Genomic DNA, 17,687 nt, shown 5'->3' on the forward strand with positions numbered 1-17,687 from the left:
GGCCTGGAGCCGCTCGTCGAAGAAGCGGGCGTAGCTCATCACCTCCCGGTCCGGGTGGTGGCGGCGCATGTGCTCGACATAGGTGTCGTAGTCCGGAACACCAATCATCAGCCGGGCCACCTGCACCGCGCGGCGCCACGCGTGCCCCAGCCGAGCCCACACGGCGGCCATGTCAGCGAACCTCCGCCGGCAGCGGCACGGCGGGTGACTCCTTCGCGGTGGCCGTCGGGGACCGCCAGGCCGCCCGCGCGGCGCGCACGCCGAAGAGCACCGTGGCCACCACCAGCACCATGAACACGCTCGTGAGGGCGGCATCCAGGTAGTCGTTGGTGATGATGCGCTCCATCTCCTCCACGGACGCCGCGGGCGCCACCACCCGCCCCTCCGCCACCGCCGCGGAGAACGCCCGCGCATGGGCCAGGAAGGAGATGCGCACGTCGTCGCCGAACACCTTCTGCCACCCCGCCGTCAGCGTGCAGAGCACCAGCCACGCCGCGGGCACGGCGGGCACCCAGGCGTAGCGCTGCCGCTTCATCTTCACCAGGATGACGGTCGCCAGCGTGAGCGCGATGGCGGCCAGCATCTGGTTGGCGATACCGAACAGCGGCCACAGCGTGTTGATGCCGCCCAGCGGGTCCACCACGCCCTGGTAGAGGAAGTACCCCCACGCCGCCACGCAGAGGGCCGTGGCAATCATGTTGGCCGTCCAGGACTCGGTGCGCTTGAGCGGGGCGTACACCAGCCCGGCCAGCTCCTGAATCATGAAGCGGCCCACGCGCGTGCCCGCGTCCACCGTGGTGAGGATGAACAGCGCCTCGAAGAGGATGGCGTAGTGGTACCAGAAGGCCATCATCCCCTCGCCCGACACGAGGCCATGGAGAATCTGCGCCATGCCCACCGCCAGCGTCGGCGCGCCGCCCGCGCGGGACAGGATGGTGGACTCACCGATGTCCCTGGCCGTCTGGCTGAGCACCTCCGGCGTGACGACGAAGCCCCACTGGCTGATGGTGCGCGCGGCCTCCTCCACGGTGGTGCCAATCACCGACGGCGGCGAGTTCATGGAGAAGTACACGCCCGGGTCCAGCACCGACGCGGCGATGAGCGCCATGATGGCGACGAAGGACTCCATCAACATGGAGCCGTAGCCCACCATCCGCGCGTCCCCTTCGTTGGCCAGCATCTTCGGCGTCGTTCCGGAGGAGATGAGCGAGTGCCACCCGGACACCGCGCCGCAGGCGATGGTGATGAACAGGAAGGGGAACAGCCCGCCGGAGAACACGGGCCCCGAGCCGTCGATGAAGCGCGTCACCGCCGGCATCCGCAGCTCCGGCGCGGCCAGGAGGATGCCCACTGCCAGGAGCAGCACGGTGCCAATCTTCAGGAAGGTGGACAGGTAGTCGCGGGGCGCCAGCAGCAGCCACACCGGCAGCACGGACGCGCAGAAGCCGTAGCCAATCAGCATCCACGCCAGCGCCTTGGCGTCGAACGTGAACGCGGCGCCCCAGGTCGGGTGCCCGGCGACGTGGCCGCCCAGCCAGATGGACAACATCAGCAGCACGAAGCCCGCGATGGAGACCTCCAGCACGCGGCCGGGGCGGAGGTAGCGCAGGTAGAGCCCCATCAGCACGGCGATGGGCATCGTCATCGCGACGGTGAAGGTGCCCCAGGGGCTGTGCGCCAGCGCCTTCACGACGACCAGCGCCAGCACGGCGAGGATGATCATCATGATCATCAAAACGCCAATCATCGCCGTCACCCCGGCGGCGGGCCCCAGCTCCAGGCGCACCATGTCGCCCAGGGACTTGCCGTCACGGCGCACGGAGAAGACCAGGATGACGAAGTCCTGCACCGCGCCCGCCAGCACCGCGCCCACCAGAATCCACAGCGTGCCGGGCAGGTAGCCCATCTGCGCGGCCAGCACCGGGCCCACCAGCGGGCCCGCGCCGGCGATGGCGGCGAAGTGGTGGCCGAACAGCACCCACTTGTCCGTGGGCACGTAGTCCAGGCCGTCGTTGCGCAGGTGCGCCGGCGTCGCGCGCGAGGGCTCCACGCCCAGCGCCTTGCGCGCCACGAAGCGGCCGTAGAAGCGGTAGCCGATGAGATAGACAGAGGCGGACGCCACCACCAGCCAGATGGCGTTGATGCTTTCGCCCCGGTGCAGGGCCACCGTGCCCAGGCTCACCGCGCCCGCGGCGGCGAGCAGCACCCAGGCCAACTTCCGCGCGACTCCACCCATGCGTGCCTCCGTGTGGCGGCGCCATGCCGCTGCGAGCGGCGGGCACCGGCCCACGGGCGGCTATAGCCCGGGCTCCGCACCCGGGGTAACAAATGCAGGGACGTGGCGCACGTCACCCCTTCGCGGGCTTCTCCAGGACGAGCCCGAAGTGCGTGTAGCAGGTCGGGTGCAGGTCCATGATGTTCTCGAAGTGGAAGACGCGGGACGTGAGGCCCGCCGCGTGCGCGGGCGCCAGGACGCGCTCCTTCAAGGTGACGGCGTCGTAGAAGCGGCCATGCCGCTCGCCCCAGCACGGGAACAGATGGATGATGGGCTCCGCGTCGCGGCGGATGTCGTAACCCCACGCGGGGTCACACATGGTGAAGGCGTACTCGCCCAGGTACAGCGGGACGATGCAGACCTTTCCTCCGGGCCGGAGCACACGCCCCGCCTCCCGGATGAAGCCCGTGTCCGCGCGCCCCTCGAAGTGCTCGAAGGAGCAGTGCAGCGTCATCGCGTCCACCGAGCCGTCCTCGAGCGGGAGCTCCGCCGCCGAGCCGCCAATCTGGTGGCCGTGGATGCCCGGCGGGAAGACGAGGTCCTGCGCGTAGATGTTCCGCGTCCGACCCAGCTCGCGAACGACATCCAGGTACGGGCTGCTCGGGGTGGAGGCGATGTCCACGTAGACGGCGTCCTCACGCGCCACCAGCGCTTCAATCTGCTTCCATGTGAAGTAGTACTGTGGCCGCTTCTCCCAGTAGGGCTGGAAGCCGCAGAAGTGCCGGATGGTGGCGTTGTGCGCCTGGAGCCCGTCCCAGAAGCGCTCCAGCTCCGCCACGTCGAAGCGGTAGGGCTCGACGGGGATGCCAGCCTGGCGCAGCGGCTCCGGCTGCTTGAGCTGGGGGCCAGGGCCATAGCGGCCGAACCCCGTCAGGCTCAGCAGCTTCGACAACGGCCCCGACGCCTTGTAGGCGGCGCGGTGCCGGACGCTCTTCTTTACGCGGGTCAGCAGGTTCACGGAGGTCCCCCGGGCGGATGCCCGAAACGAGCCGGATTCTGGGAGAGCGTCCCGGACGCGTCAATGCGCCCCGGCGCCCGCCTGCCCTGGGTGCCAGCGTGCCTGCTGGACGAGCCGAGAGATGGCTCTCCCGTAGGTCGCGGCCCAGCCCCTGGTTCCTCGAAGCCCCGGGACTGCGTCATGGAGGGAGGTGTCGGCCAGTTCAGCGGCGCTGTGCGCAGGGTCAATGGAAGGCCGTGCGCCACCGCGCGGGTCGCCGCGATTCCTCACACCTGCCACCAAAGCCTCGCACATGCGAGAGTGTCCTGATGAACACTCTATATCTGGTCCTGCTCGCGGTCGCGGTCGCAACGCCATCCACGATGGAGGTCCCCGCGGCGCCCTCGCCCTTTGAACCCGTTCCGCTCCTTGAGTCCGCCATTCCTGACGGTCAGGCGGGGATTTCGAGCAAGGACAAGGACAAGGACAAGAAGGACCGGTCCGGAAAGGCCTTCACGAAGCGGCAGAAGGACACCGTGAAGGAACGGAACGCGAAGGAGAATGACGGAAAGATCCGCTGTGTGAATTGCAAAGTCGAGACGGTCCCCGGCAAGAGGCACCAGAAGGGCGTGACGCCTCCGTCGAACGAGGCCCATGTCGACCACAAGCGCGCCAGGTCGAAGGGAGGCGCGGGGGATGTGGAGAATGGACAGGTGCTCTGCCGGAAGTGCAACCTCAAGAAGGGCAACAGGCACTCTTGCGACGGGAAGTCGAAATGAGCACTGCGGATGGCGATGACCGGGTCAAGGTCATCTTCGAGCTGGAGAAGGACGAGGACGACTACCCCCCCGCGGACTCCGAGGGGCTCTGGGCGCGCCCTGTAGGAGAAGGGTTGTTCCAGCTCGACAACGTCCCCTTCTTCGCGAAGGGCGTCGCCTGCGAAGACGTCGTCTCCGCCAAGCTCGTGGACGGAGAGCTCCTGTTCCAGAAGGTCGTCCGGCCCTCGGGGCATGCCACCCTGCGCCTCATCATCTACGACGAGGAGGAGGTCCCCTCCGTCAAGGCGCTCCTGGAGAAGCAGGGCTGCGCCGTCGAGAAAAGCCATGTCCCCGGGCTCATCTCCGTGGATGTTCCGCCCACGGTCTCTCTCGACGCCTTGAAGCCGCTCCTGGACGAAGGTGAAGACGAGGAGCGTTGGGGCTACGAGGAGGCGTGTCTGCCTTAGCGGGCCTGCTGCGCCTCGGGCACCGCGCGGGCCGCCTCGCCCGAGCCCAGGCCTCCCGCCCGAGCGCGCTCCAGGTGTGGCGCCAGCCGTCCGGCGCCCATCAACCCCGCCATGCGGAGGTCGGAGATGAACGACCAGAGCGGGTACTTGAACGACGCGGGCTTGTTCCGCTCGATGACGAAGTGGCTGAACCACGCGAAGCCGTAGGCGGCGACGAGCGCGGCCGGAACCAGCGCGCCGCGGCCCGTGACGGCGGCCGTCACGCCCAGCCCCACGCCCAGGGTGGTGCCCGTGAAGTGAAGCCAGCGCGTCGAGGGCAGCGCGTGCTCCCGCAGGTAGAACGGCCAGAACTCGGCATAGGTCTCGATGCGGTCGGACATGGTGTGAAGTTAGGGCCCACGGGCAGGGACAGGCAAGGGTGCTCCCCGCACGCCCATCCGCCGGGCAGGCCGTCCAGCATCCGTCATGTTTTCCAGTCACAGGTCGCTCGCCCCGGCCCGGACCTGCCCGAGTCCTCCAGGTCATGAAAGACTCTGGAGCCATGACGGAGTGGATGCCCAAGCCGAACCCCTCGGTCGACCTGCGGACGCTGGCGCTCAGTCCAGAAGAGGGCTTCGTGCTCTCCCGCCTGGACGGCGCCACACCTGCCCGGAACCTGCCCGCGCTGACGGGCCTGCCCCCCGAGCGGCTGCGGATCATCCTCTCCCGGCTCGTCACCCAGGGCGCGCTGCTGCCCACGCCCGCCTCTAGCCCGGCGCGTCCAGCCACCTCCCCACCCGTGGCCTCCGAGCCCCAGCGGCGGGCGCCCCCCGCGGCCATCGAGCCCGAAGCGGACCTCCCGGTGCTCGACCTGACGCCGCTGGACGCCGCGCCCGAAGCGGACCTGCCCCCGCAGGACGCCGCGTCCGCCCCCGCCGCGGCGACTGACGCCGAGGACGAGCCCGAGGTCGCCCTGGGCAACTACCGCCAGCTCTTCGAGCTCCGGCTGCACCCGCTTCCCGAGGACCAGCGCATCGCCCACGCCCACGCGGCGGAGGACCCCGTCCTCTCCGCGCTGTGCTTCGACCCGGTGCCCGCCGTCATCAAGGCCGTGCTGGAGAACGCGCGCACGGGCCTGCCCCATGCGCGACTCGTCGCGCGCTACCACCGCAACCCCGTCGGCCTGGAGGCGCTGTGCGCCCGGGCGGCCTTCGCGGCGGACACGGGGGTGCGGCGCTGGCTCGTGCGCAACCCGCAGCTCCCCGCAAGCCTCTTCCGGCGGCTATGGAGCGCGCGCCGGCTCATGGAGCTGCACAAGGTAGGCAATGACCGCGACGTGCCAGAGTCCACGCGGCGCGCGGCGCGCGAGGTGCTCCGCCAGCGCTTCGCCAGCGGCCCCGCGGAGGAGAAGGTGGAGCTCATCCTCAACACGGAGGGCCGCGCGCTGGCGGCGCTCATCGGCCTGCCGGTGGATGGGAAGACGGCGTCACTGCTGTGCGGCCGCACCTACCGCTCGCCCATGCTCATCCAGAACATCGCCCGCTGGAGCGCGGCCCCGCCGGCCCTCATCGCGCACCTGCTGAAGCAAGAGGCGGTGCGGCGTCAGCCCCCCCTGCGCCTGCTGCTCACCCGCCACCCGAACGCCCCAGCGGACGCGAAGCGCGGCGGCGCCTGAGCCTCACGCGGCGAGGCGTGCCTCCCCGCGAAAGCTCAGGCCCGCCGCGCCGTGAGGATGGGCTGATGGAAGCCCGTCTCCTCCGGCGTGTGCCAGCGCGTATCCATCAGCCCCGCGCGCGTGAGCGCCCGCTCCAAATCCACGCGCTGGAGCGCGCGGTACACGCCGGTGTGCTCGGTGGTGTGCCAGCCTTTTCCCTCGGGGCGGAGGATGAACTGGCGCACCGTGTACGTCCGTCCGTCCGCGGCCCAGTCCCAGATTTGGAAGAGGATGCGGCGGCCCTCGGGCGCCTCCAGGAGCCGCTCCGAGGTGAAGCGGGGCTGGCTCTGCGCCAGCGCGTCGGCGTCGCGCACGCTCAGCACCACCAGCCCGCCGGGCGCCAGCTTCGACGCCATGGCGCGCGCCGCCGCGTCCAGGTCCTCGTCCGTCAGCAGGTGGGTCACCGCGTTGTCCAGCGCCAGCACCACCGGGAAGGTGCCCTCCACCTGCGCGTCCAGCGTGCGCAGGTCCGCCACGCCCGTGGTGAGGTGTACGTTCAGCGCGCGCGCCTCGCGCTCGGCGCGCGCCACGGCGGCGGGGCTCAAGTCGGTGGCGTGGACGGTGTAGCCACGGCCCGCCAGCCCCAGCGCCTGGGTGCCGATGCCACACGCGCAGTCCAGCACGCGCCGGGGCGGCGGCGCCTCGCAGCGGCGCAGCAGCGCGTCCAGCATGGCGCCCTGCCGCTCCACCGTCTGCGGCCAGTTGGCGAAGAGCAGGTGATACTCCTCCGCCATGCCCTCGTAGAACCCCAGCGCCAGGTCGCTCATGGACGGCGCGCCGCTCGGAGACCGCCGCTCACTCACGAGCTGAAGGAGCGCCCCTCGAGCGCCTCGATGGCCGCGCGGAGCTCCGGCGGCACGGGGACCTTCTCGTGCGTGGCGTAGCGCAGGGTGACGATGACGCAGCTGCCCCGGGTGTAGATGACGCCGTCGTCCTCTCCGGCCACCGCGTGCTCCAGGGTGAGGGAGGACGTGCCGATGCGGGTGGCGCGGCAGCCGGCCACCAGGCGCGTGGGGAAGAGGACGGGACGCAGGTACTCCGCGTTGGTGGCCTTCAGGATGGGCCCCACGCCGTCGCGGTTCGTCCGCGCGTCCCCGGCGCCTGACGGGCCCGTCAGGCCGATGCGCGCGAAGTAGTGGATGCGGGCGGTCTCGAACCAGGTGAACGTGCGCGTGTTGTTGGCGTGGCCGAAGGCGTCCATCTCCCCCCAGTGGAGGGGGAAGGAGACAACCACCGGGAAATCCTTGAGCGGCGAGTCCGGCATGTCCCCAGGGTGCCCCACCCGGCGGCCCCAGGGAACCGCGAACCGCGCCCGCCTGGCCTCCAGGCGAGGGCCACGGCCGTGGTAATCCAGGACAGCCATGCGTTCACGACTGCACACGTCCTCGCCCGCGGCCCCCGGGCTCGGCTTCACCGTCCTTACCGGCCCCTTCCTGGAGCAGCCCGCTCATGGCCGCTGAACGTGAGCCAGTGGAGCCGCTGGAGCCGCCACGCGCCGACCTGCCCGCCGAGGATTTGCGCCCCTACGCCTTGTCCCCCCGCGAGGGCCTGCCGGCGTCGGACCGGAGCCTGGCGGCGCAACGCCGGAAGCGCGCGGACATGGTGCGCTGGCTTCACCCCGCGCAGCTCTTGCGCACGGGCCTGGACGCGGTGGTGGCGGCCGTCTTCGGCGCGCGCGCGGACCACCGGCTCATCGAAGCGGTGGTGCGGCCGCAAGTGCCCTACTTCGACTACTCGCAGGAGCCGATGCCGGAGGGCGGCTTCTGGCTGGATTACGTGTCGGACACCGGCGACGGCTGGAACTCCACCTACGCGGTGGCGCGGCTGCTGGCGCTGCCAGAGCTGACGCTGCCCGTGCAGGGCCAGCCCTCCGCGGAGCCCCACGCCACGCAGCGAGGACGGCTGCTCGTCTTCGGCGGTGACGGCGTGTACCCCGGCGCCAGCCGCGAGGTGTACGACGAGCGGCTGGTGCAGCCCTATGAGGCGGCCATGCGGCGCTCGCATGCGCCCAGCCCGGACCTGTTCGTGATTCCGGGCAACCATGACTGGTACGACGGGCTCGGCGCCTTCCTGCGGCTGTTCTGCGCGAGCCGGTGGATTGCCGGCCGGCGCACGCGGCAGAGCCGCAGCTACTTCGCGCTGAAGCTGCCCCAGCGGTGGTGGCTCATCGGCACGGACGTACAGCTCAACAGCGACATCGACGTGCCGCAGGTGGAGTACTTCCGCGAAGTGGCCAGCCACATGGGCCCCGACGACCGCATCATCCTCTGCAACGCGGAGCCCGCCTGGATTCTGGCCGCCACCGAGCGGCGCAAGGGCAGCTACCTGGAGAACAACCTGGAGTACCTCCAGGAGAAGGTGTTCGGCCGGCGCATCAACGTCTTCCTCGCGGGCGATTTGCACCACTACCGGCGGCACGAGGACGCTGGCGGGCGGCAGAAAATCACCGCGGGCGGTGGCGGCGCGTTCCTCCATCCCACGCACGCGCCCTCCGCCCACGTCCTGCGGGACGGCTACACGCTGCAGAAGAGCTTCCCGGACGAATGGACGTCCCGGAAGCTGGCTCGGCAGAACCTGCTGCTCATCCGCCACAGTCCCCTGTTCGGGTTGTTGACGGGCGCGCTGTACCTGCTGCTGGCGCTGGCGGCCTACGCGGAGGTGGGCTCCTTCGGAATGTCCCAGCTCTCGGATGTCATCCTGGCGGTGGCCAACAGCATGGTGGCCCGGCCGTGGACGCTGGTGCTGGGCATGGGCACCATCGCCGGGCTCATCGGGCTGGCGGACTCGGCCTTCGGCAAGTGGCGCACGCTGGCGGGTACGCTCCATGGGCTCGGGCACATCGCCGCGGCCTTCTTCGTGGCCTGGGGCGCCACCTATTTCACCGTGAGCTGCCTGGGCGTGTGCCCAGAAATCTCCGCGGACGGCATCCACTGCGAGGCGGGCTGGTGGCACCTGGCGGGCAAGTTCCTGCTGTCCTCGGGCTTCACCTTCCTGGGCGGCTTCCTGGTGGGGCCCTTCGTCATGGGCCTGTACCTGTGGCTGAGCGTGAACCGCTTCGGCGCGCACTCCAACGAGGCCTTCATTTCGCTCGCGCTCCCGGACTGGAAGAACTTCCTGCGCCTGCGCATCGGTGAAGACGGGCGCCTCACCGTCTTCCCCGTGGGCCTTGAGCGCGTGCCCCGCAAGTGGAAGGAGACCCACGCGGGGCCTTACGCGCCCGCGTTCGACCCGGATGACCCGAAGGCCACCGCGCCCGTGCTCATCGAGCCTCCCATCCGCGTGTGAGCCGTGCCGCCACCGGCCGCCCACCGTCCCGGAAGCGCCTCGGCCATCCCCAGGCGTCCAAGTCCGGAGTAGACAGAGGCCATGAGCGCCCCTGTCTTCATCTATCTGACGCCTCCCGAAGGGCTCGTGCCCCTGCTGACCCCGGCGCGGCTCGCGGCCTTCCGCGAATGGCTCTGGCGGGAGAACACGGAGCACCTGAGCGCGGAGGAGCTGGCCGACATCGATTCGGACGAGGAGCTCAAGGCCCTCCTCGCCTTCGTGGACCACCTGCTCCAGCAAGGCTCCGAGTCCCTGCGCAAGCCCCCCACCCGCCACGCGGACACGATGCTGGACCTGCTCGACGAGCTGTCCGACTACTTCACCCGCGAGGAGACGGGCACCCCGGAGGGCATGGAGCTGGCGACGGACCTCAAGCCCACCGACAAGCAGGTCCGCGCCTCGGACGTCGTCATCGCGGTGAACTGCCCCAAGCGGACGTTTGAGCTGTGGCGGCACCTCGTCTGGGGCCGGGCCCCGGACCGCGTGGTGGCGGAGGGCATCGGCCTGCGGCGCAACTTCCCCTCCATGGGCTACTGGACGTCCAACGAGGTCCGGCAGGTACGCGACGACCTGCGCCAGTACCTGGGCGAGGCCCCCGACTACCCGCCGCTCACCGGCAAGGGCCGCTTCATGACATCGCTCCGCCTGAAGCTGACACGGACCGGCAGGGGAGGCGCCCCCGCCCCGGCGATTGACGCCATCGCCCGCGCCGTCGACCGGGCGGCCCGGGAAGGCGCGGGCCTGCTGTTCGCGCGTTAGACCAGGCCGCGCGCCAGCGCCCCCAGCGTGGACAGCGCCGCCTCGATGCGCGGCGTCCACGGGTGGCCACAGCTCAGCCGGAAGCAGTGACGATACGACTCCATCCGCGCGGAGAAGATGGGCCCCGGGGCGATGCTGATGCCCGCCTCCAGGGCCTTCGCATGCAGCACCAGCGCGTCCACCTGCCGCGGCAGCTCCACCCAGAGCAGCGCGCCGCCCGTGGGCCGCGTCACGCGCGTGCCTTCGGGGAAGGACTCCGCCACGGCCTCCGCCGTGCGCTCCACCTGCGCGGCGAGCCGGCGGCGCAGGGAGCGCAGGTGTCTGTCGTAGCCTCCACTCTGAAGGAAGCGCGCAATCGCATACTGGGGCACCGTGGCGGTCGTCACGGAGGTGGAGAACTTGAGCAGCTCCACCCGCTCCCGGAAGCGGCCCGGCGCCACGTAGCCCACGCGGAAGCCCGGCGCGAGCGTCTTCGAGAACGAGCTGCACAGCAGCACGTTGCCGCGCGTGTCGAACGCCTTGCATGAGCGCGGGCGCTCGGCGTCGAAGTGCAGGTCGCCGTAGATGTCGTCCTCGATGAGCGGCACGTCATGCGCATCCAGCAGGTTCACCAGCCGCTGGCGCCGCACGTCGGGCATGCAGCTCCCCACCGGGTTGCTGAAGCTGGGCACCACCAGCACCGCGGCGATGCGCCGCCGCGTCAGCGCCGCCTCCAGCGCCTCCATCTGCATGCCGTTGCGCGGGCAGCAGGGAATCTCCAGCGCGCGCAGGCCCAGCGCCTCGATGGCCTGCAACGTCCCGTAGTACGCGGGGGACTCGATGGCGATGGTGTCCCCGGGCCGCGCCACCGCGAGCAGGCACAGGTGGATGGCCTCGGACGTTCCGAAGGTGGTGATGAAGTCGTCCGCGGACAGCGAGCAGCCCCAGTCCAGGGAGCGGCGCGCGAGCTGCTGGCGCAGCTCCAGGCACCCGGGCAGCACGTCGTACAGGATGCTCCGGTCGCGCGCTTCGCGGCTGAGCGCGTTCAGCTCGCGGTACAGCCTGCGGACGGGCAGCAGCTCCGGCGAAGGCGAGGCGGCGCCCAGCTTCACCATGCGGTCGTCCCCCATGGATTGATAGACGCTCGCGACGAGCCCGCTCACGGTGACGGCCGTGGCGCTGGACGCGGGCCGGGACACCTGGGGCTCCGCCAGCCGGGGGCGCTCACGGCGGCGCACGTAGTGGCCGGACTGGGGGCGCGTCTCGACGAGCCCCAGGGACTCCAGGTGCAGGTAGGCCTGGAGGACGGTGGAGATGCTCACCCGTTCGCGCAGGCTGAGCTGCCGCACGGACGGCAGCCTGTCTCCAGGCTGCAAGGTCCCCGCGGAGATGGCATCCGCGAGCCGCTCGGCCACCTGCTCGTAGAGCTTTGCTTTGTGTGCCACCGCGCCCATGGCGCCTCCCAAAGTGAGCCGCTTCCACCACGGCCGGCATCGGAGACGAAAACGGGCCCGTTGCCCAGATACAGCTCCCGCCGATGACGACCAGCACAGCCTGTCAGGGCCAAATTGTGCCGGTCACAATCTCATCTGGCTGAATCTGTTCCGCAACCGCCAGGGGGCGCATGTTGGCCCCTGGAGGACGCGGTGATGTGGGACTGGATGAGGAAGGTGACGAAGCGGCTGCGGTGGGGAACGCGGCCTGCATTGAACACGGGCCCGATGCGGCTGGCCCAGGGCACCCCGTGGAGCGTGCGCACGCGCGGAGATGAGCCCCTGACGCTCACCTGCGCGGAAGGTACGCTGTGGCTCACCCGGGAGGGCGACGCGCGTGACTACGTCCTGTGGCCCGGGGACACCCTGCGGTTGGAGCACGCGGGGCATGTGGTGGTACAGGCCCTGCGGCCTTCACGCTTCTGCCTGACCGCCCCGAGTCCTTCGCGACGAACCGGCGAAGCCGGGCGCTCTTGAGCCCGCCCCGGTTCATGTCTTCCCGCGCACTGACACGATGGGCCCTCACTCCGGGCCACATTGAAAGCCCGGAGTGAGTCAGTGCGCGCGCCTGTTGCTATGAGCCGTACAACCTGAAGGATACGTCGTTGAAACGATCCGGGCTGTACCCCAGCCAGTACTGCCATCCCCCCGGATAGACGTCGTCGCATTTGGAGAAGGCGCCAGAATACTGGGACATCCGCACCAGCCTGAACGTATAGGCGCGGTCAGGCTGCAGCGTGACGCCCTGGTGGGTGAAGGAGAAACCGCGGAAGGCGGCGGGCACCCCGGCTGTCAGCGAGCCCAGCGTCACCGTCGTCGGAGAGGTCGCGAGCTTCGCGCCGCCCGTGCCCTCTCCGTCGTACACCTCCATGGCGTACGAAGTCGTGTAGTAGAGCTCCGGCTTGATCCAGACCTCAATCTTGTCAAGGTCAGTTGCCCCGTTCACACGGAAGCTCTGACCAATGGCATTGTTGATAGCCACGTTGGTGTTGCATCCCGCCGTGTCGACTGAGATGAGGAGCTCGGAGGGCGAAGGCGGCACACCGAAGACCTGGACCTCGGCGAGGCTCAGGGGGTCGGTGCCGTCGAGCTGCACGCGGACGAACCGCGCCATACGGTTGATGGCGAAAATGGACTGCGCAGGAGCAATCCCCGTAAAGGAGAAGTCCTGCCAGTTCAGCCCGTCATCGGAGACCCGCACCCGGAAGTTCTGGAGCCGCTCTGAGCAGCAATCGGTGCGGTTGTAGACAACGACGGAGGAGATGGCGTGAACGCCCTCCAGGTCCACCTGCCACCACGGCTGCCAGGTGTTGTCGGTGTGGGTGACCGAGGCATGGTCAAAGGCCCCTTCAGTGTTGCCGTCCACCGCGCGTGACGCATCCGCGGAGTGGGTCGTGCTCGATTGGGACGCCGGCTTGCCGAGCGCGACGTTCCCATGAGCCGGAAGGACCTGGACCTCGGCGAGGCTCAGGGGGGCGGTGCCGTCGAGCTGCACGCGGACGAACCGCGCCGTACGGTTGATGGCGAACACGGACTGCGCAGGAGCAATCCCCGTAAAGGAGAAGTCCTGCCAGTTCAGCCCATCATCGGAGACCCGCACCCGGAAGTTCTGGAGCCGCTCTGAGCAGCAATCGGTGCGGTTGTAGACAACGACGGAGGAGATGGCGTGAACGCCCTCCAGGTCCACCTGCCACCACGGCTGCCAGGTGTTGTCGGTGTGGGTGACCGAGCCCTGGTCAAAGGCTCCTTCAGTGTTGCCATCCACCGCGCGTGACGCATCCGCGGAGTGGGTCGTGCTCGATTGGGACGCGGGCTTGCCGAGCGCGAGATTGGGCGGACTGCTCAGCGCCAGCGTCGCCTGGTCAAGGCCACTGTCCTCGCGCGAGTCGGTGCTGGTGGTTTCCTGAGGCGCGCACGCGACGACGAGCGCGGCGCACGCAAGACCGATGAGCAGGTCGCGGCGAAATGTCAGGGATGAAGTCATGTTCCTCTCCGTGAATGAATAGTGGCTCGAGCGCGCCCGAAACCAGAACAACAACAAACACTCGACACACCATGCATCCTGAAAACACTCAAGAAGAACGGTCTTTAATTTAAATGGGGTGCTTGAGACCCGGAGTCATATCACACTCCAAGTGAACACCAGGCATTCATTGATTCATCACAGGAAGGCGCCTCGAGCCGCGCCCATCATCGGCGGTGACACCCGGCCGCGTGCTCGTGATGGACTCCTGTGGTTTTGCGTGCTTGCTGGCGGCCACAGCAATGGGGCGGCTCCTGGACCATGCCATGCCCCGACTTGCTATCGTCCGCGCCATCATGCCCAGCGTCCCTGACTGTCGCCGCCTCGCCGCGCTCTTCACGCTCGTGCCTTCACTCCTCACGGCCCAGGCCGCGGAGGTCTCCCCGGCGGAACGGGTGGAGACCTCGCCGGGCCTGTCACCTGATGCCGTGCGGCGCGCCTTCGACAGCCAAAGTCAGACACTGGCCTCCTGCATGCGCCTGGTCTCCATCCAGCGCAAGAAGGACAACGCCCTGGAGTTCGTGCCTTGGAAGCCGTTACCCGACACGGATGACCGCCTCCGGGTGCGCTTCACCCTGAAGCCGGACGGCACGATTCTGGGGGAAGACAGGGGGCCGGAAGCCCATGACGTGCGGTCGATGTTCCTCGACACCCGCTGCGCGGAGGAGAAGCTGACAGCCTGGTCCTTCCCGAGCTTCCCAGCGAACCCTGACGAGCGGGTGCAGGTAGAGCTGTGGGCGCGGTTCCGGACCACGGAGGCGGAACGGACGGCGGCAGCCACCCGGTTGCGCGACTTCTACAGCGGCCTCTGCAAGTCACTCTCCGCACTGAAAGTCACTCAACAGCCGCGGGCCGGCGTGGAATGGCGCGCCACCATCAAGCGCTTCCTCGCCGAGCACGGCGCGCGCGTCGACCCGAGCATCCGCGGTGCCATGAAGGCGGTCGGAGACATCGCGGGCTCCGACCTGCCGGGCGCCATCACGATTTATGAGCGCAGCATGGAAGAGTCGCTCGCCACGACCCTGCCATGCCCGAAGCTCCGCGCCTGGGTGAAGGAGGGGTGAGCCCCAGGCCGCCCCTCTCCTCGCCGGCGCACGCAAAGCACTTCGCGCAGGTTGCGGAACCCGGCGGCCAGGATGTGCTCCGCTGCCGGGTTCACAACCCCAGCGCGCTCATGGGGATGCGGTACATGTCCCCCGTGCCGCGGCCAATGCCCTGGACGGCGCTGTCATCCCGTGGCGCATCGAAACGTGCCCCCACGTCACCCGTGAAGGGGCGCGTGCTGCTGAAGTAGAGCCACCTCCCGTCGGGGGAGACGCTGTGGTTGTAGTCGCTCGCGGGCGTGTTGATGCCCTCGCAGAGCCGGCGCGCAGGCGTCCACGCGCCATCCACCTTGCGGCTGAGGAACAAGTCGTATCCGCCCAGGCCGTCTTCCCGCCGCAGTGCACTGAAGATGAGGTAGCGCTCATCAGGCGCAATCCACGGCTCGAGCTCATGGACCGACGAGTTGATGGCGGGCCCCAGGTTCTCTGGCGGCTGGTAGGCGCCGTCGACCCAGCGGGAGACCCAGAGGTCGCTGCCCCCCAGGGTGCCGTCTCGCTCACCCCCGAAGTAGAGATTGCCATTGGCGGCCACGGCTGGTGACCACTCGTCGCGGTGCTTGTCATTGACGGGGGCCGGAAGGCGTCGCGCGTCCCCCCATGCTCCGTCGGCGCCCAGCGACGCGGCCCAGATGTCATACGAGCTTCGGGGGCCTTGCTCCCCAGGCTCGGGACGGTTCGAGATGAAGTACACCGTGCGCCCGTCGGGCGAGAGGTGTGGGTCCGCGTTGCTCCACTCCGTGGCGAAGCGAGGGAGCACCGGACGGGACCAGTGCCCTTCAGCGGTCAGCTGCGTTTCGTAGAGCGTATATTGTTCGAAGCGGTCATCTGCCCTGCCAAAGAGCACGCGTCGCTGGTCTGGCGAGAAGGCCATGAAGAAGTCCCAGGCCCCGGTGGTGAAGAGCCCCGCGCCGTAGAGTTCGGGCGTGCAGGTGCCCTCTTGACGCTTCAGCGCCTCCGCGGGCCGCCCACCGTGTGCGCCACACCCCAGCTCCCAGAGCGTCATCATCAAGAGCACGCCTCGCATCGACGACATCCCCGCCATGTACGGCTCCTCCTGGGCCTTGCTTCAGCACCACGGCGGTCGGGATAGCATCGGCCCATGAGGCGAAACTTTGGGAATGTTGCGGTGCTTCCCGAGCGGGCTCCTGGCTATCACGCGCTCAGCGCGGACGACGCCGTCGACATCAGGGACTGTGTCTGCCGAGCAGGCACGCGAAGTCCCATCTTCGGCGGCGAGCACGCTCGGGTCTGCATCAGCGTCGTGCTGTCCGGCGCGTTCCATGTCCGGAGCCCCGAGGGGGTCGCGGTGGTGGGGCCGGGCGCGCTGCTGCTCGGGAACCGGGCGGCGCCGTATGAGTTCCGGCACGTCGATGATGGTGGAGACCGCTCGCTCGTCATCGAGTGCTCGGACGCGCTGCTGGACGATGCCCTCCGCTCGCTGGGACGCTCCTCGCGAGCAACGCGCCCCTTCGCGCGCGTCTGCGCTCCGGCGTCGCTCACCTCGGTGAACGCCGTCCTCCTGGCGCGACAAGCACTTGAGAGTGGCCAGGTGGAGGACCTGCGAGAGGCGGCACTGGCGGTGGTGGACGCGGGGGTGACGCTGGGAAGCAACCCGACGGAGACACGGGTGGAGGTCTCCGACCTCCAGGCGCGCAGAGTGGCCCGGGTCCTGCGATATCTCGAATCAAAGTTCATGGAGGACTGCTCGCTGGACACGCTCGCGGACGTCGCGGGGCTCACGCGCTTTCACTTCCTGCGCATGTTCCGAGCAGTGACGGGGCAGACACCCCGCCAGCTCGTCATCGCCACGCGGCTAGGCATGGCGGCCTCGGCGCTGCGCGGCAGCCGTGCGCGAATCACCGATGTCGCCCTGGAGGCCGGCTTCGGGGACCTGTCCCACTTCACGACGAGCTTCACGCGAGCGTTCGGTCTCTCGCCTCGTGCCTACCGCGCTCGCGCGCTCAAGCCCGCCTGACCGCCGCGGCGGGCGGTGCTCGCGTCCCCGCCGATTCAACCTGAATCCCCGCTCTCCCGAACATCGAGGCCGCGACGCATCCTCGGGCTCCATCTGCTTTCCCCCGAGGTCCCCGCATGACGCATGAGCACTCCGCCCACCACCTCGTCGTTGCGGGCTTCGGCGCGGACCGCGCCCCCCACTACGACGCCCAGGCCGCCATCAACCTCGCGGGCGCGCCAGCCATCTATGAACTCGGCGCCAGCGCGCTGACGGCCCAGCTCGACGGGCAGGACGCCGCATCCATCCTCTTCGTGGGCGTGGGCACGGGCGCGGAGCTGGTGCCCTACCACCGCTTTGAGGTTCCGGGCTGGCGCTTCACGGGCGTGGAGCCCTCGGAGCCCATGCTCGCCGTCGCTCGCAAGCGGCTGGAGGACGAGGGGCTGCGCTCACGCACCCACCTGCACCAGGGCGCGCTGCACACCCTGCCCGCCAGCGCCCCGTTCGACGGCGCGCAGGTGATGGGCGTCCTCCACCACGTGGAGGGCGAGGAGGCCCGCATGGCGCTGCTGCGCGAGGTGACGCGGCGTCTCAAGCCGGGGGCGCCGCTGGTCCTGGGCTGCCGCGTCGGCATGGACCCCGTGCTGACGGACATCGAGCTGCGGCGGCTGCGGGCCTGCGGCGTCTCCCCGGAGGCCCTGGAGCGGCGGCGCCAGATGTCCGCCCAGATGAAGCCCATCCCCTCCGACGCCGCGCTCTTCGACATGTTCGCGAGGGCGGGACTGGTGGAGCCTCGCACCCTCTTCGTGTCGCTTCAGTACAAGGTCTTCCTGGCGCGCAACGCGCCCTGAGCGCGACCGGACGAACCCGGAGCGGGCGGCCGGAGGAGTCCGGCCGCGCGCGCCCACAGGCTCACGCCACG

18 protein-coding genes are annotated in these 17,687 nt (G+C 69.5%); 9 read left to right on the forward strand and 9 right to left on the reverse strand.

Translation table 11 applies throughout. From position 1 onward, the window contains the following. The 3 genes from HV826_RS28005 to HV826_RS28015 all read right to left on the reverse strand — a co-directional run. A partial coding sequence (locus HV826_RS28005; protein ID WP_407938440.1) for a YbdD/YjiX family protein occupies positions 1–162 on the reverse strand: 162 nt, incomplete at its 3' end. A gap of 10 nt (positions 163–172) precedes the next feature. Next, complete coding sequence (locus tag HV826_RS28010; RefSeq protein ID WP_176420029.1) at positions 173–2,236, reverse strand: carbon starvation CstA family protein; 2,064 nt, start codon at positions 2,234–2,236, stop codon at positions 173–175. 112 nt (positions 2,237–2,348) lie between these two features. Continuing rightward, entirely contained in the window at positions 2,349–3,233 is an 885-nt protein-coding gene (locus HV826_RS28015) for a methyltransferase domain-containing protein (RefSeq protein ID WP_176420030.1), read from the reverse strand. A gap of 236 nt (positions 3,234–3,469) precedes the next feature. Between HV826_RS28015 and HV826_RS28020 the strand changes: the two genes are divergently transcribed. Both HV826_RS28020 and HV826_RS28025 read left to right on the forward strand, forming a co-directional pair. After that, positions 3,470–3,991 (forward strand): HNH endonuclease signature motif containing protein, encoded by a 522-nt coding sequence (locus tag HV826_RS28020; RefSeq protein WP_217918816.1) that lies wholly within the window; start codon positions 3,470–3,472, stop codon positions 3,989–3,991. Beyond that, complete coding sequence (locus HV826_RS28025) at positions 3,988–4,437, forward strand: DUF4265 domain-containing protein (protein ID WP_176420032.1); 450 nt, start codon at positions 3,988–3,990, stop codon at positions 4,435–4,437. The genes HV826_RS28020 and HV826_RS28025 overlap by 4 nt, the downstream gene beginning before the upstream one ends. Here HV826_RS28025 and HV826_RS28030 read toward each other — a convergent pair. Further along, a complete protein-coding gene (locus tag HV826_RS28030) occupies positions 4,434–4,817 on the reverse strand; it encodes a DUF962 domain-containing protein (protein ID WP_176420033.1) in 384 nt (127 codons plus the stop codon). The genes HV826_RS28025 and HV826_RS28030 overlap by 4 nt on opposite strands. 161 nt (positions 4,818–4,978) lie before the next feature. Between HV826_RS28030 and HV826_RS28035 the strand changes: the two genes are divergently transcribed. Further along, positions 4,979–6,091 carry a hypothetical protein gene (locus HV826_RS28035; RefSeq protein ID WP_176420062.1) on the forward strand — a complete coding sequence of 371 codons (1,113 nt, stop codon included), beginning with the start codon at positions 4,979–4,981 and terminating at the stop codon, positions 6,089–6,091. A 35-nt stretch (positions 6,092–6,126) separates the two neighbouring features. On the opposite strand, the gene HV826_RS28040 is transcribed toward HV826_RS28035, so the two are convergent. Then, positions 6,127–6,897 carry a class I SAM-dependent methyltransferase gene (locus tag HV826_RS28040; RefSeq protein ID WP_176420034.1) on the reverse strand — a complete coding sequence of 257 codons (771 nt, stop codon included), beginning with the start codon at positions 6,895–6,897 and terminating at the stop codon, positions 6,127–6,129. A 32-nt stretch (positions 6,898–6,929) separates the two neighbouring features. Further along, on the reverse strand, positions 6,930–7,394 hold the full coding sequence (locus HV826_RS28045; RefSeq protein ID WP_176420063.1) for a thioesterase family protein: 465 nt from the start codon (positions 7,392–7,394) through the stop codon (positions 6,930–6,932). 185 nt (positions 7,395–7,579) lie between these two features. Here HV826_RS28045 and HV826_RS28050 point away from each other — a divergent pair, with 185 nt between their 5' ends. Together HV826_RS28050 and HV826_RS28055 are read left to right on the forward strand one after the other, a co-directional pair. Next, complete coding sequence (locus tag HV826_RS28050) at positions 7,580–9,415, forward strand: metallophosphoesterase (RefSeq protein ID WP_176420035.1); 1,836 nt, start codon at positions 7,580–7,582, stop codon at positions 9,413–9,415. Between the two features lie 81 nt (positions 9,416–9,496). Further along, a complete protein-coding gene (locus tag HV826_RS28055; RefSeq protein ID WP_176420036.1) occupies positions 9,497–10,213 on the forward strand; it encodes a hypothetical protein in 717 nt (238 codons plus the stop codon). Here the strand turns inward: HV826_RS28055 and HV826_RS28060 are convergent. Further along, positions 10,210–11,646, reverse strand: a complete 1,437-nt coding sequence (locus tag HV826_RS28060) for a PLP-dependent aminotransferase family protein (protein WP_176420037.1) — start codon at positions 11,644–11,646, stop codon at positions 10,210–10,212. The genes HV826_RS28055 and HV826_RS28060 overlap by 4 nt on opposite strands. A 207-nt stretch (positions 11,647–11,853) precedes the next feature. Here HV826_RS28060 and HV826_RS28065 point away from each other — a divergent pair, with 207 nt between their 5' ends. Next, the gene (locus tag HV826_RS28065) at positions 11,854–12,162 is read left to right on the forward strand and encodes a DUF2917 domain-containing protein (RefSeq protein ID WP_255207756.1); all 309 of its coding nucleotides are present in this window, start codon (positions 11,854–11,856) and stop codon (positions 12,160–12,162) included. A gap of 97 nt (positions 12,163–12,259) precedes the next feature. On the opposite strand, the gene HV826_RS28070 is transcribed toward HV826_RS28065, so the two are convergent. Further along, complete coding sequence (locus HV826_RS28070; protein WP_176420039.1) at positions 12,260–13,669, reverse strand: discoidin domain-containing protein; 1,410 nt, start codon at positions 13,667–13,669, stop codon at positions 12,260–12,262. 239 nt (positions 13,670–13,908) lie between these two features. Here HV826_RS28070 and HV826_RS28075 point away from each other — a divergent pair, with 239 nt between their 5' ends. Further along, positions 13,909–14,772 (forward strand): hypothetical protein, encoded by an 864-nt coding sequence (locus HV826_RS28075; protein ID WP_255217456.1) that lies wholly within the window; start codon positions 13,909–13,911, stop codon positions 14,770–14,772. Between the two features lie 91 nt (positions 14,773–14,863). Here the strand turns inward: HV826_RS28075 and HV826_RS28080 are convergent, their stop codons facing one another. After that, positions 14,864–15,844, reverse strand: a complete 981-nt coding sequence (locus tag HV826_RS28080; protein WP_255217449.1) for a Xaa-Pro aminopeptidase — start codon at positions 15,842–15,844, stop codon at positions 14,864–14,866. A gap of 93 nt (positions 15,845–15,937) precedes the next feature. Here HV826_RS28080 and HV826_RS28085 point away from each other — a divergent pair, with 93 nt between their 5' ends. Both HV826_RS28085 and HV826_RS28090 read left to right on the forward strand, forming a co-directional pair. After that, a complete protein-coding gene (locus HV826_RS28085) occupies positions 15,938–16,786 on the forward strand; it encodes a helix-turn-helix transcriptional regulator (RefSeq protein ID WP_368671007.1) in 849 nt (282 codons plus the stop codon). A 116-nt stretch (positions 16,787–16,902) separates the two neighbouring features. Then, complete coding sequence (locus tag HV826_RS28090) at positions 16,903–17,616, forward strand: class I SAM-dependent methyltransferase (protein ID WP_176420042.1); 714 nt, start codon at positions 16,903–16,905, stop codon at positions 17,614–17,616. Positions 17,617–17,687: the final 71 nt, after the last annotated feature.

The organism is Myxococcus sp. AM010 (assembly GCF_013372585.1).
GTDB lineage: Bacteria > Myxococcota > Myxococcia > Myxococcales > Myxococcaceae > Myxococcus > Myxococcus vastator.

Bases quoted from the DNA above. Each gene is read 5' to 3' on its own strand.
- HV826_RS28010 (WP_176420029.1), bottom strand. From the start codon at position 2,236: ATGGGTGGAGTCGCGCGGAAGTTGGCCTGGGTGCTGCTCGCCGCCGCG.
- HV826_RS28025 (WP_176420032.1), top strand. From the start codon at position 3,988: ATGAGCACTGCGGATGGCGATGACCGGGTCAAGGTCATCTTCGAGCTG.
- HV826_RS28030 (WP_176420033.1), bottom strand. From the start codon at position 4,817: ATGTCCGACCGCATCGAGACCTATGCCGAGTTCTGGCCGTTCTACCTG.
- HV826_RS28035 (WP_176420062.1), top strand. From the start codon at position 4,979: ATGACGGAGTGGATGCCCAAGCCGAACCCCTCGGTCGACCTGCGGACG.
- HV826_RS28040 (WP_176420034.1), bottom strand. From the start codon at position 6,897: ATGAGCGACCTGGCGCTGGGGTTCTACGAGGGCATGGCGGAGGAGTAT.
- HV826_RS28045 (WP_176420063.1), bottom strand. From the start codon at position 7,394: ATGCCGGACTCGCCGCTCAAGGATTTCCCGGTGGTTGTCTCCTTCCCC.
- HV826_RS28050 (WP_176420035.1), top strand. From the start codon at position 7,580: ATGGCCGCTGAACGTGAGCCAGTGGAGCCGCTGGAGCCGCCACGCGCC.
- HV826_RS28055 (WP_176420036.1), top strand. From the start codon at position 9,497: ATGAGCGCCCCTGTCTTCATCTATCTGACGCCTCCCGAAGGGCTCGTG.
- HV826_RS28060 (WP_176420037.1), bottom strand. From the start codon at position 11,646: ATGGGCGCGGTGGCACACAAAGCAAAGCTCTACGAGCAGGTGGCCGAG.
- HV826_RS28065 (WP_255207756.1), top strand. From the start codon at position 11,854: ATGAGGAAGGTGACGAAGCGGCTGCGGTGGGGAACGCGGCCTGCATTG.
- HV826_RS28070 (WP_176420039.1), bottom strand. From the start codon at position 13,669: ATGACTTCATCCCTGACATTTCGCCGCGACCTGCTCATCGGTCTTGCG.
- HV826_RS28075 (WP_255217456.1), top strand. From the start codon at position 13,909: ATGGACTCCTGTGGTTTTGCGTGCTTGCTGGCGGCCACAGCAATGGGG.
- HV826_RS28080 (WP_255217449.1), bottom strand. From the start codon at position 15,844: ATGTCGTCGATGCGAGGCGTGCTCTTGATGATGACGCTCTGGGAGCTG.
- HV826_RS28090 (WP_176420042.1), top strand. From the start codon at position 16,903: ATGACGCATGAGCACTCCGCCCACCACCTCGTCGTTGCGGGCTTCGGC.